This is a genomic window from Ruegeria denitrificans (assembly GCF_001458295.1).
Lineage (GTDB): Bacteria > Pseudomonadota > Alphaproteobacteria > Rhodobacterales > Rhodobacteraceae > Ruegeria > Ruegeria denitrificans.
The window spans coordinates 197,304-212,554 of record NZ_CYUD01000004.1; the positions used below are offsets into that span (position 1 = coordinate 197,304).

At 53.7% G+C, this 15,251-nt stretch carries 18 protein-coding genes and 2 pseudogenes; 8 read left to right on the top strand and 12 right to left on the bottom strand.

Annotated elements, in window-relative coordinates:
• Nucleotides 1-35: 35 nt before the first annotated feature.
• The 4 genes from RUE5091_RS07620 to RUE5091_RS07630 all read right to left on the bottom strand — a co-directional run bounded on the left by RUE5091_RS07620 (nucleotide 36) and on the right by RUE5091_RS07630 (nucleotide 2,944).
• Nucleotides 36-917 carry a DUF7146 domain-containing protein gene (locus RUE5091_RS07620; RefSeq protein WP_058281294.1) on the bottom strand — a complete coding sequence of 294 codons (882 nt, stop codon included), beginning with the start codon at nucleotides 915-917 and terminating at the stop codon, nucleotides 36-38.
• Nucleotides 917-1,216 carry a hypothetical protein gene (locus RUE5091_RS07625; protein ID WP_058281295.1) on the bottom strand — a complete coding sequence of 100 codons (300 nt, stop codon included), beginning with the start codon at nucleotides 1,214-1,216 and terminating at the stop codon, nucleotides 917-919. The genes RUE5091_RS07620 and RUE5091_RS07625 overlap by 1 nt, the downstream gene beginning before the upstream one ends.
• Before the next feature lie 3 nt (nucleotides 1,217-1,219).
• Nucleotides 1,220-1,393, bottom strand: coding sequence for a helix-turn-helix transcriptional regulator (locus RUE5091_RS22555; protein ID WP_082643581.1), 174 nt, complete (start codon nucleotides 1,391-1,393; stop codon nucleotides 1,220-1,222).
• 336 nt (nucleotides 1,394-1,729) lie between these two features.
• On the bottom strand, nucleotides 1,730-2,944 hold the full coding sequence (locus tag RUE5091_RS07630) for a tyrosine-type recombinase/integrase (protein ID WP_058281296.1): 1,215 nt from the start codon (nucleotides 2,942-2,944) through the stop codon (nucleotides 1,730-1,732).
• 238 nt (nucleotides 2,945-3,182) lie between these two features.
• Between RUE5091_RS07630 and RUE5091_RS22560 the strand changes: the two genes are divergently transcribed.
• The 4 genes from RUE5091_RS22560 to RUE5091_RS23540 all read left to right on the top strand — a co-directional run bounded on the left by RUE5091_RS22560 (nucleotide 3,183) and on the right by RUE5091_RS23540 (nucleotide 5,429).
• On the top strand, nucleotides 3,183-3,404 hold the full coding sequence (locus tag RUE5091_RS22560) for a cupin domain-containing protein (protein WP_082643582.1): 222 nt from the start codon (nucleotides 3,183-3,185) through the stop codon (nucleotides 3,402-3,404).
• 411 nt (nucleotides 3,405-3,815) lie between these two features.
• The gene (locus tag RUE5091_RS07635) at nucleotides 3,816-4,679 is read left to right on the top strand and encodes a DMT family transporter (protein ID WP_058281297.1); all 864 of its coding nucleotides are present in this window, start codon (nucleotides 3,816-3,818) and stop codon (nucleotides 4,677-4,679) included.
• 339 nt (nucleotides 4,680-5,018) lie between these two features.
• Nucleotides 5,019-5,207: a cupin domain-containing protein gene (locus RUE5091_RS23535; protein ID WP_243470729.1), complete on the top strand. Its 189-nt coding sequence runs from the start codon at nucleotides 5,019-5,021 to the stop codon at nucleotides 5,205-5,207.
• 3 nt (nucleotides 5,208-5,210) lie between these two features.
• Nucleotides 5,211-5,429, top strand: a complete 219-nt coding sequence (locus RUE5091_RS23540; RefSeq protein ID WP_279385376.1) for a cupin domain-containing protein — start codon at nucleotides 5,211-5,213, stop codon at nucleotides 5,427-5,429.
• A gap of 119 nt (nucleotides 5,430-5,548) precedes the next feature.
• Here RUE5091_RS23540 and RUE5091_RS07645 read toward each other — a convergent pair whose 3' ends face one another.
• The gene (locus RUE5091_RS07645; protein ID WP_058281299.1) at nucleotides 5,549-6,439 is read right to left on the bottom strand and encodes a DMT family transporter; all 891 of its coding nucleotides are present in this window, start codon (nucleotides 6,437-6,439) and stop codon (nucleotides 5,549-5,551) included.
• A 199-nt stretch (nucleotides 6,440-6,638) separates the two neighbouring features.
• Here RUE5091_RS07645 and RUE5091_RS07650 point away from each other — a divergent pair, with 199 nt between their 5' ends.
• A complete protein-coding gene (locus RUE5091_RS07650) occupies nucleotides 6,639-7,370 on the top strand; it encodes a class I SAM-dependent methyltransferase (RefSeq protein WP_165590759.1) in 732 nt (243 codons plus the stop codon).
• A gap of 131 nt (nucleotides 7,371-7,501) precedes the next feature.
• Here RUE5091_RS07650 and RUE5091_RS23545 read toward each other — a convergent pair.
• Together RUE5091_RS23545 and RUE5091_RS07655 are read right to left on the bottom strand one after the other, a co-directional pair.
• Nucleotides 7,502-7,768, bottom strand: a pseudogene (locus RUE5091_RS23545) (integrase); the annotation flags it as partial.
• Between the two features lie 161 nt (nucleotides 7,769-7,929).
• Nucleotides 7,930-9,717 carry an adenylate/guanylate cyclase domain-containing protein gene (locus RUE5091_RS07655; protein WP_058281301.1) on the bottom strand — a complete coding sequence of 596 codons (1,788 nt, stop codon included), beginning with the start codon at nucleotides 9,715-9,717 and terminating at the stop codon, nucleotides 7,930-7,932.
• 371 nt (nucleotides 9,718-10,088) lie between these two features.
• Between RUE5091_RS07655 and RUE5091_RS07660 the strand changes: the two genes are divergently transcribed.
• The 3 genes and pseudogenes from RUE5091_RS07660 to RUE5091_RS23845 form a co-directional block, all read left to right on the top strand.
• On the top strand, nucleotides 10,089-10,325 hold the full coding sequence (locus RUE5091_RS07660) for a hypothetical protein (RefSeq protein WP_131726287.1): 237 nt from the start codon (nucleotides 10,089-10,091) through the stop codon (nucleotides 10,323-10,325).
• A gap of 309 nt (nucleotides 10,326-10,634) precedes the next feature.
• Nucleotides 10,635-10,820, top strand: coding sequence for a hypothetical protein (locus RUE5091_RS22575; protein WP_082643583.1), 186 nt, complete (start codon nucleotides 10,635-10,637; stop codon nucleotides 10,818-10,820).
• Nucleotides 10,817-10,933, top strand: a pseudogene (locus RUE5091_RS23845) (hypothetical protein); the annotation flags it as partial. The gene RUE5091_RS22575 and the pseudogene RUE5091_RS23845, both read left to right, overlap by 4 nt.
• A 176-nt stretch (nucleotides 10,934-11,109) precedes the next feature.
• On the opposite strand, the gene RUE5091_RS07670 reads toward RUE5091_RS23845, so the two are convergent.
• Genes RUE5091_RS07670 through RUE5091_RS07690 form a run of 5 tightly spaced genes read right to left on the bottom strand, consistent with a single transcriptional unit; the run spans nucleotide 11,110 to nucleotide 15,193 of the window.
• On the bottom strand, nucleotides 11,110-11,805 hold the full coding sequence (locus RUE5091_RS07670) for an RraA family protein (protein WP_058281304.1): 696 nt from the start codon (nucleotides 11,803-11,805) through the stop codon (nucleotides 11,110-11,112).
• Nucleotides 11,802-12,497, bottom strand: a complete 696-nt coding sequence (locus tag RUE5091_RS07675) for an alpha/beta fold hydrolase (RefSeq protein ID WP_058281305.1) — start codon at nucleotides 12,495-12,497, stop codon at nucleotides 11,802-11,804. Before RUE5091_RS07675 ends, RUE5091_RS07670 begins: the two co-directional genes overlap by 4 nt.
• Nucleotides 12,494-13,618 (bottom strand): cobalamin-independent methionine synthase II family protein, encoded by a 1,125-nt coding sequence (locus RUE5091_RS07680; RefSeq protein ID WP_058281306.1) that lies wholly within the window; start codon nucleotides 13,616-13,618, stop codon nucleotides 12,494-12,496. The genes RUE5091_RS07675 and RUE5091_RS07680 overlap by 4 nt, the downstream gene beginning before the upstream one ends.
• Nucleotides 13,619-13,628: 10 nt before the next feature.
• Complete coding sequence (locus tag RUE5091_RS07685; protein WP_058281307.1) at nucleotides 13,629-14,231, bottom strand: class I SAM-dependent methyltransferase; 603 nt, start codon at nucleotides 14,229-14,231, stop codon at nucleotides 13,629-13,631.
• Nucleotides 14,228-15,193: a cupin domain-containing protein gene (locus tag RUE5091_RS07690; protein WP_058281308.1), complete on the bottom strand. Its 966-nt coding sequence runs from the start codon at nucleotides 15,191-15,193 to the stop codon at nucleotides 14,228-14,230. The genes RUE5091_RS07685 and RUE5091_RS07690 overlap by 4 nt, the downstream gene beginning before the upstream one ends.
• Nucleotides 15,194-15,251: the final 58 nt, after the last annotated feature.

Genomic DNA, 15,251 nt, shown 5'->3' on the forward strand with positions numbered 1-15,251 from the left:
ATCCGGCGCAAAACTCTCTTCTTTTGGATGGATTGTCATTGCGCTTTTGCCTTTCCCATCAGTACGTCGTTCCAGTCATAGCCGTCAGGTGCAGGCAGCAATGAGACATGCCAGCCCAAGGCATAGGCGCGGTGTGCCAGCACTTGCGCCGCCTCGCGGCCAACGGCATCGCCATCTGGCGCAATCACCAATTCACCAGGATGTTCCGGCAGGTATAGGGATTTCATTCCGCTGGCGCTTAGCGCCGCCCAAACCTCTATGGGTCCGTGCATCAAACCAGAGAGCAGCGACAGCCCGGTTTCAATGCCTTCTGTCACCACGAGCCGCCCAGGCGCATTGGAGAGTTGAACCGCTCCGCCTTTGGTTGCCCCAAGCATGGCCTTGCTTGGGGAGAGGTCTGTTTTGCCAGCGCCATCTATACGTAGATATGTCCGGTGCACGGCGAATGTGTCGGTTCCGCCTACATACCCTATAAGGGCGGGCACCTGTTTGGCTGCCGGGTGCCAACACCTATCCAGGTAACGTAGGGAAGACGGCAGCGGGCATGTAATCCCACGTTTACGCAGGTAGGTTTCGCCCGGTGTGCCGCAAACTGGTTGAGCCTCTTTCCAAACGGATTGAGCAATCTCTGCCCGCCGTAATGTTTGGCGGCGTTCCTCTTCACGGTTCTTGCGCACAACTTCGCTAGAGAGCGGCGCATATTTTTCTTGGCTGCCCGCTAGTCCCAGACCTTTGAGCGCCTCCAGAACATGCACAAAGCTGCACCCGGCATGACAGGTCAGCAAAAGCTGACCTGAATGTCCGTTTGCGATGCTCAGGCTGGGTGAGCGGTCGTCATGGGCTGGACAGCAGGCAATGCCAGACCGCCCAGACCAGCGCCCACCCAAGGCCTGCGTGATGGTTTCCGCGTCTCGCATTACACCACCTCCCGCTTGAAGCGTTTGGGCAAGGCCTGCAATTTTTCATGCTGAGGCGCTTTATACGCCTGGTGGAGTCCGATTAGAGCCTTCCGGGTCACGCAGTAGCCCAACGTGTCCCAGGCCGCTCCACCAGCCGTAAACTGGAACCGTTGGCGCTGGAACAGCCATTGCATCCCGTCCCGGCAGGTCGCGACACGGTAGCGACCGCGACGGAACAATTCGCCACGATAGACGTCTGAGGTTTCCCGGTGATCGGTCTTTTGCTCGATAGATGTTGCTTGCAGTGTATCAACCATTGTTCACACCGCCTCGCTTGCGCGGCTTTCCAGCCAGGTCAAAACATCAGACTGACGCCAGCCCACAGCGCGCTTCCCAAGCTTGATCGGCCTTGGGAACGTTCCGTCCGCAATCATAGCGTAGATGGTGGATCGAGAAAGACCCACCAGGGATTCCACATCTGGCCTGCGATAGATTTTTCTTGCACTTCAATATGCCCCTTCGAATGCCGCGCCATTTCTTTTGACGCGAACCGTTGTCGGCAGTATCGAGGAAGGCAGGGATTGCTCTAAATTCCTAACTTCCCGTCGGTTCCGATGTTGGCGCATCGGGGCCGACACGAAGCGCTAACTGCCAGTAAGCGCCGCGTAAGTCCGAATAAGCACAGGAAAAAACACCTGCCAACGGGCTCCCGATGGCAGGTCAAAACCTATATTATACAGAAAGTTATGGGCAGGTTTGGGGGATTAGGTACGGGAATTCATATGAATTGCGCTTTTTTTGGACGGAAATCCTAAGCGACTGATTTTCCTCTACTCTTTTTTCAAGAATTTTTCCCAGGCAACCATCATTTTACGGCGGCGCTCCAGAGCGTCGGTTCTGCGGTATGCGCGCACGACCATGCTGTCCACATTATGCGCAAGTGCCAGTTCTGCCATGTGGTGATCATAACCCTCTTCTGCGGCCCAATCGCGGAAGGTGGAGCGCAGCCCATGCGGGACGGCAGGTGATCCGCTTTTGGCATCAAAGTAGCCTGGACCGCACTTTGCCAGGTCTGCCTTGTGCATTTTCCGCATCACAGACGACAGAGCCATATCCGAAAGCATGCCGCCCTTGGCTCCAAAAAACACATAAGGTGAGCCCTCAAGCCGAGGCAGCTCTTTCAGCAAAACAATCATGGATGGGGTCAGTGGAACGCGATGCTGCCGCCGCGCTTTCATGCGCGCGGCTGGAATGGTCCAATGACCCGCCTCAAAGTCCACTTCATCCCAGGTCATGCCGCGTATCTCACCTGAGCCCGAGGCAGTGAGAGCCGCAAATTGAAGCGCCTTGATCGATATTCCGTCCCGACTGGAAAGATCGGCCCACCAGCGCCCGGTGTCACTCTGCGCCAGCGCAGGGTGGTGCTTCACGGTTGCGACCTTGCTTGGCTTGGGGAGGACCTCTGACAAGTTGCCTTTCCAGCGTGCCGGATTGTCGCCAATGCGCAACTCGTTCACGGTTGCCCAAGACAAGACCTTTTCAATGCGCCCACGCAAGCGGCTGGCGGTTTCGGTCTTCTCTTCCCAGATCGGTTTGAGAACCGAGACAATATCCGTAACGTCGATGGTTTCTACTGCCCTATTGCCGATCACCGGTATCGCATAGGTGTCCAGTGTCGCGTTCCATTGCTTCTTGTGTTTTTCGCTGCGGAATTCTGCGAGCTTGGCTTCAAGGTATTTCTCAACAACGCTGGCGAAGTCCGTATCCATTTTGGCTTTGCGCTTCTCAGCCAGGGGATCGCCGCCCAGATAGGTCTTGCGCTTGTTCTCAACCGCCTGTTCCCGCGCCATCGACAGCGTGACAAGCGGGAAGTTTCCAAGGCCGATCTCTCGGCGCTTGCCAGAGATCACGATCCGCTGAATCCAATACTTGCGACCCTGTTTGTCTATTCTTAGGAACAAGCCATAGCGGCTGTTGTCGAAATATTTCCCAGGCCTGTTGATGTTTTTGACAAAGGTTGCTGTCAGAGGTTTGCCTGCTGCCATGAATCTGCTCGTTCCGTATTTTTGTCCGTCACTTTATCCCCCATTTGATGCTGGATTTCACCGGAACGCGCAAGACTTCTTTGGACGCCAAATCAAAAAATAGCGGTTTATTATATTGACCTTATGAGCGCTCAGTGGATCAACTCGGATCATAGCATGGCTGCCTGTCTCTCCGCCACTATTTCACAACCAGTGATACGAACGAAACTGGTTTGAGTTTGCAAACGACGACGAAACTATTCTCTCGGGTGTCTGGGAATGCCTAATCTGTCGTGAAGAGATCGACGCCTATCCGGTACATGAAATGATGACCGTGATTTCCGGGTCCGTAACACTGACGCATCCTGACGGAGGCGCCGAGACCTTCACGGCTGGTGATACGTTTTTCATCAAAAAAGGCAGTAAGTTGATTTGGGAGATCACCGAGAAATTGCGGAAGTACTACATGATCGTCTCTTAGGAGGTTCAAATTGCGAGGTGATCCCTGCGATCGAACCTACGACCAAAATGGGCTCACGGCTGACTTTCGTCGCATAGTAGTCTCATGGCCGCGAGGCGCAACAAAGTGAACTTTCGCGGCATTCACACCAAATTTCGGATATCACTTCAATCTACTATCTGCGGCCCACTGCCCATCGAGTGCTGTCGCCGCAGCTACCTTACTAGGACTGACCACTAATTCAGGCGGAATTACACCAGCTCTTCATTGGATGGCTTCGTTGTTCAGAATTCCGGCGGTTTTTTTCTTGTTAGACCGAATGACCTCTTCGCATTAGCCTTCATTATGGTTCACTTTAAGTGACGGCACCAGAAGGGAGTTCTACCGCTGCCATCGCCAGACCAATCCAATTCGCGACTTCGTCAGAGTTACATGCGCGGCGTCCTGCTTGTGGCTCTCGGAATGCTCGTGTCTTCGACCATTGGTGTCGGTGTTCGGGCGGTCGACGCGGCTACATCCTGGCAAATTTTGGTCTACCGCTCCATTGGAACTATCTTGTTTCTCGCCATGGTCATTGCAATCCGGCAGCAAGACGGCATGCGAGGAGTTTTAACAAAAATTGATCCACCCGTTCTGGTTGGTGGTATTGGCCTCATGCTTGCCTCGTGCGGTGTGATCGTTGCCTTCGAACATACCACGGTTGCCAACGCGTTTTTTCTGGTCGCTGCGGCACCATTTATTGCAGCCTTACTTGGGCGCGCTCTATTGTCGGAGCAGGTACGCAAGGCAACCTGGTTTGCAATTGTGCTCGGGTTGGGCGGTGTGGCCATTATGGTCGGCGGCGGATTATCAATTGGACAGTTCTGGGGGAACATTGCGGGGTTGATCGCTGCCTTTGGGTTTGCAATCTTTGCTGTTTCTCTTCGCTGGGGGCGATCCAATGATCTATTGGTACTTGCACTGGCAGGGGGATGCTTCACCTTCCTGACGGCCTCGTTTGCGACACTGATGAGCGGCACTGGATTTTCTGTTTCCATGCATGACTTATTGATCAGCCTTGCAATGGGCGCTTTTCAACTGGGCTGCGCGCTCTTGCTTATCACGGCCGGTTCCAGATCGGTTCCGGCAGCGGAAATCGCTGTGCTCGGATTGGTGGAGATCGTCCTCGCCCCGGTTTGGGTGTGGATAATTTTTGGCGAGAACGTTGGGCTCATGACAGTTCTCGGTGGCACCACGGTCCTACTTGCGGTTGTTATTGACGCGATAACAGGCGCTCGCAAGGCCCACGCGATGTGATTACAGTCCTTGGACCTAGCTTAGCGAATTTGAACGACCCAGTTGGGATCACTACAGACCTAGGAGAGAACGCAGCACCTGTCGGTTAGAACCGCCCAGCTACGATTAGAGCGGCCCATAAGCGACATTTGTCAAATCAAAATCTACCGTATTGTAGCTTCCCGCATTTGCGTCGGTTATTTCTCTGAATTCGGTACGTTCAGCATCACGGACTGGATCGGTCACGCGCCGAAGGACCTGTTGTCAAAGTCCCTGGGCCTGCCCACTGCAGCATTTGGTTCATTTCCCAAAAGCGAAGTCTATTTCGTGCACGGTGACCCTCCCCCAGAAGAACCTGCAATGCCTCATCAGGGCCATCTGGCCACACCTCGGAACACACACAAATACAGGCTTCTCGATCAGGAACCGAACTCTTCATTCGCAGGTGGTCGTGAATGGCTGGTCAGCCAATCGGAATTCCCTATCTCAACCACAGTGACTGGTGTGGTGCTGGAGCTTGAACCGAAGGGGATGAGAGAGTTCCACTGACACCTGAATGCAGATGAATGGCAATACGTAATGAACGGTAGCATCGGTATTACAATTTTCGGTGCAAATGGCCGTTTCGCCAAAGAGTCTCTGAACAAAGGGGATGTTGGTTATATTCCGCAGGGCTACGGGCACTCGATTGAAAATGTTGGTGAGGAAAAAGCCTGTATACTGATTGCGTTCAACACCGGAGAATATCAGGCCATCGACCTTTCGGAATGATCGCAGGGACTCCAGATTACCTGCTTGCCGCTTATTTCGATCAAAAACTTGATGTCGTCGAAAAATTCCCGAAACAGGATGTTTTCATTGCACCAAGGTAAACGCGGCATGGCAGCCCTTTAAGATTTGAACTTGCCGATGAACAGCGCAGCAATGATCAGAATAAGCGCCAGTATGTCATTCACCTGTAATCGTTCACCAAGAAACGCAATGCCGATGAAAACGCCAACCAGCGTGATCAAATAGCCGGAAAGTGCAGTAAATGTCGGGCCGGTTCGACCAACCATATAAATGAACAGAACATAAGCGACGCCACCACAAAATACACCTAGTCCCATTAGTGCTGTTATGCTCTGCCACTCTGGGTTCGGTTTCCATGCGGAACTGAGGATCAGCGTTAAAACCACCAACACTGCGGACGCGATCATAAAGACATTCCGCATCGCCAGAACCGGTGGCACATTCGACAGGTGTTTCATCATGATCAGGCTTGCCGAGAAACTCAGTGCGCCACCCATGATTGCCAACTCGCCGATTATGTTTGCCAGCCAGCTGCCTTTGATACTTGGAACGATCAGAACCAAAACACCAATAAAGCCGACAATGACACTCAGCGCAGCGATCAAACTCCAATGCTCGTCTTTCACGAAAAACGGGGCCAGTATCAATGTAAAGATAGGCACGGTTGCAAGGAGGATGGCGGCAATACTGCTGTCGACATGCTGCTGCCCCCAGGGGATCAAAAAACATGGCAGGATTGCCTCAGCAATCGCGATAGCACAGTAAAGCGACCAGGGCTGTCGATCGCCCTCTGTCGCGGAATTGGCTGAGCGCCTGTACATCACTAAAGCTATGATCGTCAGGGTGAAAAAACCGATCAGCACCCGTCCGGTTGCAACGACCAGTGGTGAAAAGCTCCTGATGGCCAGTTCATTCAGGACAAACTGCGACCCCCAAATAAGGCTGATCCCAACCAGCAGCAGATAGTCGAGTGCGACTGGCCTGTTCATGTCGATTGCGCTTTCTCGAACACTTGCTCCACCAGAAAAGTATGAGGTCAATCAATCTTACCACAAGACAAAAAACCATGCGTCCGGGTATTATCCTCAGTGAATTCCGAGTATTTTTCAGGGTAGTAAGGGGAGGTTCCAGATGTACGAAGATCTCTTACCGCACACATTGCCCACCGAGGCCGAGCGGCTTGATCGAATGGCGCTTGCGCACGACCCCGATACCTTTGCAACCATCGAAAGGTTAGATCTTCCCAGGAATGCGCACTGTCTGGATATAGGTGCCGGGCGTGGGAGCGTCGCGATCTGGCTCGCCGAGACATTGCCCGACGCCCAAGTAACCGCCAGCGATCTGGACGTGACTTCCGTCAGGGAAAACTCCTTGTCCAACCTGTCACTGAAAGAGATCGATTTGCAAAATGATGACCTTGGTTCGGAATTGTATGATCTGGTTCACTGCCGCGCGGTGTTGTGTTTTTTGCCAATCCGAACAGAAGTTCTGTCAAATATCCTGAAGTCGCTCAAACCCGGTGGAGCATTTGTTGCTACTGAAATGGACTTCAGGCGAATTGCCTCCGGCCCCAGCCGTTTTTGGGCAACATTCTGGACCGCGTATCTCGAGTTTACAGCATCCCAGGGGTGGGATCTTGAATTCGGCGCCAGGTTGCCTGGTTTTCTTGCCAAGACAGGCTTTGCAGAAATTGATGCGCGGCACATTCAGCCCGTCTTGAATCACTCTGGAAAAACCGCAGGTGCGGCTGAAGCTCAGACCTGGTCCTTAACATTGGCGACGTTGGCACCTCAGTTGATCGGTGGGGGTTTTATGACCGAAAGCATGTTGAGCGAAGCGCTTTCTATCATCCGCAACTCAAAGGCCTGGACCGCTGGGCCAGGTTTCATGATCACAAGTGCGCGGCGGCCAGTCGAATAACCGGGACAATTTGACCTCAGAAAGAGTCGTATTTGGATGTCCACTTTCCAGGAGAACGCGCCATTCGCGCAACGTAAAGCTAGTGTAGCGTCTTTCCATAGAACATATCTTGTTCCAGTGAAAACGGCCCATTTGCTCTGGATCCCGGACACCCTTTCGCGAACGTGATCATCCCTCAGTAGGTCGGTGACGGCCAGATTGACCATATCACACCCGCGAAGCTTGCTATCTATCGCCGCTTTAAACAGCGCAAGATCGCGCAAGCTGCCCGCCAGTTCGAGCCGCGCGCGAATTGCCCAGACCTGTTTCGGCTACAGCGGTCGTTGCTGACCGATGACCCGCTCCTTATTCCAGGCTCTTCGGTTCAGGGTGACTGCGGAAAGTTGGGCTTTTGGCATAGTTTGCCCTCCAATCCACCCTTTAGGCCCAGACATCAGCACGGCTCTGACACTTGAAGTCTTACGGCGGTTTGAACGACCGTTGACCGATTGCATTTTCTTTTGGAAACGCCGCAGATGCATTGGGCCAGTCTGAGTCCAAACGTGGACATTCCCTCTGTCTACAATTTTCCGATCGGCTTGGATAACTGCGGTGACTCTGCCCATCCAGCTTTATGCAAGCCGTCCATAACGTGTTTTGCGTCCGACAGATTCTGAAAAACCACTGGGAGAACTCTGGCCTCCATCGCAATCCGCCCGGGGTCAATTCGTTCACATTCGTCAATTGCGGTCTTTGCCTCTTCTCGCTTTCCAAGGTGACCCAACGCCGATGCCAGCACAATGTAGGCGAATGCGTGGTTTGCGTGTCTACCGATCGACTCACGCGCAAACTCGACAGCCTGATCATGTTCCCGTGCCGTCAAATATGAGCGTGCAATCATGTTGATGTAGAAGTGTGCATTGGGATCATGTGGGTTAAGAAGGAGAGCCCGTTGTATGCTGGATATCCCTTCAATCGGATGCCCCGCGAATGAGAGTGCGTTCCCCAAAATTGCGTGTGCGAGCGAATTGCTGGGATTTAGGGCGATGGCGTGTCGGCAGCATGCCAGTCCAAGGTCGTGTTTCCCCATGCGTAGGTAGACTGTCCCAAGAATTGCCTGAGCGTAGGAATCGCCATTGTCGAGTTCAACCGCCTTTGTTGCGGCTGCAATCGCTTTGGACAGGATTTCTTCTCGGTTATCTACCTGCCAAATTGCGACTTCGGCATGATAACAAAATGCCATCGATGCATAGGCCGTACTGAAGTTAGGATCAGATTCGATCGCCTTCTTAAAAAATTCCTTCGCGGTCGCGTTGGACTGTCGATTGGTCTGATAAAAGCAGGACATTCCTCGCTGGTGGAGGTCCCAGGCGCTTATTGCCCCTTTTGCCGAAGAAAGACGCTTGCGCTCGGCTCGCTCAAGCTCAGGCGCGACAATAGCGGCGATCTTTTCAGTGATCTCGTCCTGAAGTTCAAAAATGCTCCCTAAGGCGCCGTCAAATCTCTCAGCCCAAACGTGATGCTCGGTTATTGCATCAATTAATCTGGCGGAAATCCTTACGTGATCACCAGATTTGCGAACGCTTCCTTCCAGGACATAGCGGGCTCCAAGTTTATCTGCGATGGTCTTCACGTTAACGGTTTCACCCTTGAAGGCGAATGAGGAGTTGCGTGCAATGACAGGGAAGTAGCGCCAACAAGACAGCGCCGTGATGATGTCCTCTGTCAAACCGTCCGCGAAGTAATCTTGATCTGGATCGCCGCTCATGTTCGTCAATGGAAGCACTACGAGGGCAGGTCTCGCTAAAAGGACCTCAACGTCTATTGGCACAATGGGCTCTTTCGCAGTGACGAGACGGTAGACATGTATCGGCCGAGAAATGTTCTTGAACTGATGATTGCCAAGGTCGTCGAAATTCAGATCAACTTTCCGCACTACGTGACGATAGACTTCTTCGGAGAGAGCCACTCCACCAGAATCCGCGACCGCCTCCAATCGCGAGGCGACGTTCACTCCGTCGCCAAAAACGTCGTCTCCATCAATAATCACATCTCCGACATTGATCCCGATACGGAATTCCAAACAATCGTCGCCGATTTCTAGCCGCTGTTGACGAATGGCTTCTTGGATCTCCCAAGCACACAGCACTGCATCCACGGCACTGGCGAACTCGACAAGCAATCCGTCGCCCATTTCTTTAAAGACACGCCCTGAATACCTGGATACCGCGGGACGAACGGTTTCTGCGTAGGCGGCATTCAGGAGGGCTAACGTACCGACCTCATCCGTCGACATGCGCTGGCTGTACCCGACAACGTCCGCGACGAGTATTGCTGCAAGCCGCCTATGAGTGTGTTCTCGCGACATAACTCAATATAGGCGGAACAGTTCTTGTTTTGAAACGGACTTCTGGTCGAATTCACTAGCTATAAAATTCTACTGTGGCGATTGCTAAGCTGCGGGCGAGATAGCTTAACATCTGGTCCCAACGACGGGTTTTTCCGCATTCTGTGAGTTTGACAGGCCTCCTATCTCGTCGCTGCAGCGAATGGCGGTCTATATTCGCGGTTTTTTCAGGTCACACGATTCCACAACTGCCATTCTTTCAGGCAATTGAGCGCAGAATTTCCCCTCACTTTGGGATGCGGATACCCAAGGCCGTGCGACCACTTGGGAAAAGGCAAAAAGTTCCAATCCATTAAGCTACATGGTTACTTGGCCGCCTTTGGGGTTCCGTGATGTTTGAAACTATATCTCCAGATATGCTCTTAAAACTGTGCGCGACAACACTATTTGTCGTTGCCGTAACAATCGTCGCCGAGAAGGCGAATCTTTTCGTTGCCGCGATGCTGGCGGCGTTGCCGATCTCCGCGGGGCCAGCTTATTGGTTCATCGCTATGGAGCACAGCGCTGTTACCGTCGGAAAAAGCGCTCTTACTGGAGCGGGTGTCAATGCAGTGACAGCGATTTCTTAGCAATCTCCGTGCGCCTCATTCCAAGGCTAGGAGTATTTTATTGGCTGGTAGTTGCGTTTTTCATTTGGAAGACAGGTGCATTGATCATCCTGCAATCACAACTGAAATTACTTGGTGCTACCGTATTAAATGCTGCTCTGCTCGCTCTTGCCCTCAAGATGAATAACAGAAGGCAATCCTTCGGTTCAAAGGTTTCAACAAAGCTCAGATATCTGATATCGTTTTGCGAGCCATTAGCGTCACCGTTGTCTTTTTGACGGTTTTGCTTGTGGGTCGGTACGTCGGACCAGAAGTGGCGGGGATATCCTGTTGGGAGGAATCTATTCGGGGCATTGCTCTCCAACCGAAGCTGCCGTTATTGCCCTGGCCTATGCCATTTTGGTCGAGTGCGTGATCTACCGTGAACCAACTCTGGCGGACCTGCGCGACAAAGCTATCGAACTTCAATCACGCTGGGCACCATCTTTCCCATTCTCGCCATTGCGCTCAGCATGAACCTGCTCCTGATCTCACATAAGGTCCCTGCCCTGTTGGCGGAATGGGTCGAAACGGTCATCACTTCGACAATCACCTTTCTACTGGCCATGAACGTACTGCTGCTGATCGTCGGCTGCGTAATGGATATAATGTCCGCCATCGTGATCCTGGCCCCACTTTTGGTGTCGCTGGGGCGGGTCTGCGACACGGCTTATTCAGACGTACCATTTTCAGAGTTTGTCATTGTCGTATCAAAAGAAGGCAGTCGTGCCTTAGGTGCGCCGTTTCTTATTCACTCGGGCGACAATCAGACTCTGGCTTTTTCAAAGGCTGCCCAAGCGGTTTCGAATGCTTCGAAATTAAACTCCGGATGTCGGGCTGCGTCTAAGACAATACGTTCTGTCGACAATAGCTTTTGTATAGCAGCTTCCAATTGATCGACGACATCCTCGGGCACCACCAGCGCACCATGACGGTCGGCATGGACCAATTCGCCCGGATTAACCGTCAAGCCAAAAACTGAAACCGACGTATCAATCTCACGGATGTGGACAAAACCATGGCTCGGCCCAACAGAACCGGCAACTACTGGAAACCCCTCGGGTAAGTCCCCGAGATCGCGCATGACACCGTTGGTTACGACACCGGATATACCGAACCCCTTGTGGACAGAGGTATTGATTTCCCCCCAATAGGCGCCGATGCAATCCGGAAAATCCAAGTCCTCAATCACAGCGACACAGGGGCTGGGCGCTTCAGCCATGTATTTATAATAGGCCATGCGCCGGGCTTTAATGACGTCGGGCGTCTCGGTCGGAGGATTGACCGCCGCGATCTTGGCCGTGCGCGCATAGCCGACGATCGCAGGCTCTTCAGGCACTGAACACAACATGGTGCCGCGCGTAAAATCGTCGAAACCGCGCTTGCCCTGCGCCACTTCGATGGCGTTGCAGACAGTCGGAGTGTCGACCTTGCGCAGCAGGGACAAAAGGGATGGCGTCATGTGTCCTCCAACCAGCGGATCAATGCCGCTGTGGTTTTTTGTGGTTGTTCCAAAGTTGGAAGGTGTCCTGCACCCTCGATGACCTCCAGCGCGCTGTGTCGCAGCAGATCATGCATCATCTGGTGACGCTCAACCGGGCACAACTTGTCTTCGCGCCCACACAGGACCAGAGCGTTTCCGGTATAAGCCCTCAGGGTCATGCTTTGATCCGGGCGGTCCATCAGCGCCTGCGACTGGCGTAAGAAAACGTCAGGGCCCAAGCCGTTGGCCATCGCCATGCAAAGATCTAGGATAGCCCCCCGGTTAGGCCCATCGGCCAGGTAATTGGGTTTCATCTCGTCCCGCATCACCGACCTTAGATTGCCGTCGCGAACAGCCGCCATTTGGGGCGCACGACGGGCTTTTACTTCTGGATTTTCAGCCAGAGGGTTTGTGTCGAGCAATGCCAGTCGTGAGACACGTTCAGGAGCCTGACGCAATACTTCCATTGCCACGATCCCCCCCATCGACAAGCCTGCCAGTGCGAAATCGGGCGGCGCATGTTTCAGGATATCATTCGCCATGGTCTGCACACTGTCGTGCCCAGACAAAGGGAACATCATCACGGGCCTTCTGCCCGACAGAGCATTGATCTGCGGGCCAAAGAGGCGTGCATCACACATCATACCCGGTAAGAAGATCAAAGGTGTCATGCCGAAGCCAGCTTTGCCCCATCAGACAGCGCGGACAACTTGGCGTAGGCAATCTGCGGATCAACAGCCCCAAAGCCCGCAAAGGTTCCAAAGCCGCAATCGCTGCCCGCTATCACCTGGTCCGCGCCAACAATTCCCACAAAGCGCTCAATCCGCTGGGCCACGAGTTCGGGATGCTCGACGAAATTGGTGGTGGTGTCGACCACACCGGGCACCAGAATTTTGTCGTCAGGTATCTCTGCCCTACGGTCGCGGAACACAGTCCACTCGTGGGCGTGGCGGGGGTTTGAGGTCTCAAACAAAACATAACGCGATTTGGTCGCCATCAAGGTGCTGAACACCTTGTTCATTGCGATGTCGCAGCAATGTGGACCCTCGTAGTTGCCCCAGCAGATATGCACGCGCACGCGATCCTGTGGGACGTTCTGGAGTGCGTGGTTCAGCGCCTCCACATGCATGTTGGCAATCTTGACGAACTCGTCGTCCGAGAGATCGGTGAACAGCATATGGCGCGACAAGGCCAGATCGGGGCAATCCAGTTGCAGGTCCAAACCAGCGGCCACGATGGTTTCGTATTCCTCTTTCATGGCATCAGCCAGCGCTGCCAGATAGGCCTCACGCGTTGGGTAGAAATCGTTCTGCAAAAACAGAGAGATCACGCCCGGTGACGCAGCATTCATGAAGCCGCGCTCAGCCCCGTGCTGCTCCATGGCGGCTTTAAAATTGGCGATGTCCTTTTCCAACTCACCCTGCCCTTTTGAGCGCACATCGCCGGTGCACATCGGGCGTGCGTATTGAGGCGTACCACCGTCATTGGCCAGACGTTGCAGAAAGCCGGGGAACATCTTCAGGTCTGCAGGCGCATTTCGGGGGCTGTCACCTGAAAACCCGGTGTAACGATCCTTGACATAGGTCGCGTAGGAAATCTTCGAGGTTTCGCCATCGCTGACAACGTCGACACCGGCTTCGACCTGTTTTCGTACTGTCTCAGAAACCGCATCGGTCATACAGGCATCTAACGCGGCCGCGTCGTAGGTTTCTCCGTTTTCGCGGGCGAATATGAAATCCACCACGTCTTGCGTTCGGGGCAGAGACCCAACATGTGTGGTTTTGATAGTCATCAGAACCTCCTTAAATTTTGCGCGCCATCAGGATTGTGTGGCTTTGGGTCTCAGGGTCCTCGGCCAAAAAACCGGTCATTTGCAGTCCGTTTTCCTCAAGACACGTCGCGTAGTCTGCTGGGGACAACGACGCGTGATAGACAAGCTCTGATCCCACCGTGCCGCTGACCTCTCCGGCCCGCGGTCCTACGGTCAGCATCAGCATTCCAGCGGATCGCAAATGACGCGACATGCGCGCGATACAGTCTTTTTGTTCATCCGCCGTCAGGTGAAAAAAGCTGTTCCAAGCAATGATGCCATCGAACTGCTGATCCAGCTCAAAGACCCGCATATCAGCATGCCGCCAATCTCCGTCAGGCCAGCGGTCACGGGCTATGGCCAGCATCGCCTCGGCAAAATCGACACCTGTTACTGCGAACCCCTCAGCCATGAACCAGCGCGCAATCGGATCGCCTGTGCCGCAGCCCAGATCCAGCACATGGTCACCCGGCATGAGGCTGGCCGTGAAGCGCGCCAGCCAGCGCGCTTCGAACAGGGCCTTTGAGCGACGTTTGTCATACTCCGTCGCTTGCCGCTCATAAACGGCGTGTATGTCCTTTGGGTCTACGCTCATCCTGTCCAGGTTGCTCCTGCCGGGTCATCGGTTGCAGTGATCCTATACAGACCCGCATGCCCGGTCATCGATGGTTGCACGCTATAGGATTCACCGGATAGGACCAAAGCCGTGTCGCCGGTGGACAAAGTGGTTTCATGATCGTCGATCACAACACGCCAATGGCCGCTGGCTGGCATAAGAACCACAGGATTTTCTGCCACAACCGGTTCGGTCACAGAGGATCCTCGCCCAAGGAAATCTACCTCGAAGCCGGGTTTATCCTTGATCATTCCGTTTTCGCCGATCACCTGCGCGGGTTTGTTGGCCGACAATGCCATCAGGTCCCAATAGCGCGCGATGTACTTTCCAACCAAATCTTCTATCGGAACTTCGGGGTAGTCCTTCAATTGCTCTTCAGTCAACAGAGGCATCGGGTGCACGTTGTGAGGTAATTCTTGGCCCTTTTTGGAATCGTACAGCACACCATTGTCGCCCAACATCAGCCCATGTGCCTGCGCATCTTCAATAACTTGAGGTGCCCACGTGACGCCGCCGCCGGCATCGTCACCGCCCAGGATCGACATGATCATCCCATAATCCTGACCGACGTTTTCGAAACCGCGGAAGATACCGGTGGGGATGTTGAAGATATCGCCCTCTTCGGCGATGAACTCGCCAGCGGTGCCATAACGACCCCAGAAAAACCGCCAACGTCCTTTGGCGACAAAAAAGACCTCGGCCGTAGTATGGCTGTGCAGAGAGTTCCGGCATTTTGGCGGCTGGCCCGCAGCGCCGATGTTGAAGCCTATCTTGTCAGTGATGTGCACGTGTTGATCCGGGGATTCCGAGACCCCACCGCCGACGATTGTGAAGTTCTCTTTCTGATCGCTGCCCGGAGTATGGGCGTCGATAAATGCGGTTTTGCACGGCCGGAGTTCACCATAGTGAACAATGCGGGAAGAGATGGTTGATTTCGACATTTTGTAAGTTCCGATACTACGTTTTCAGGAGTGGTGGGTTGCGTGCTTGTACGGCACG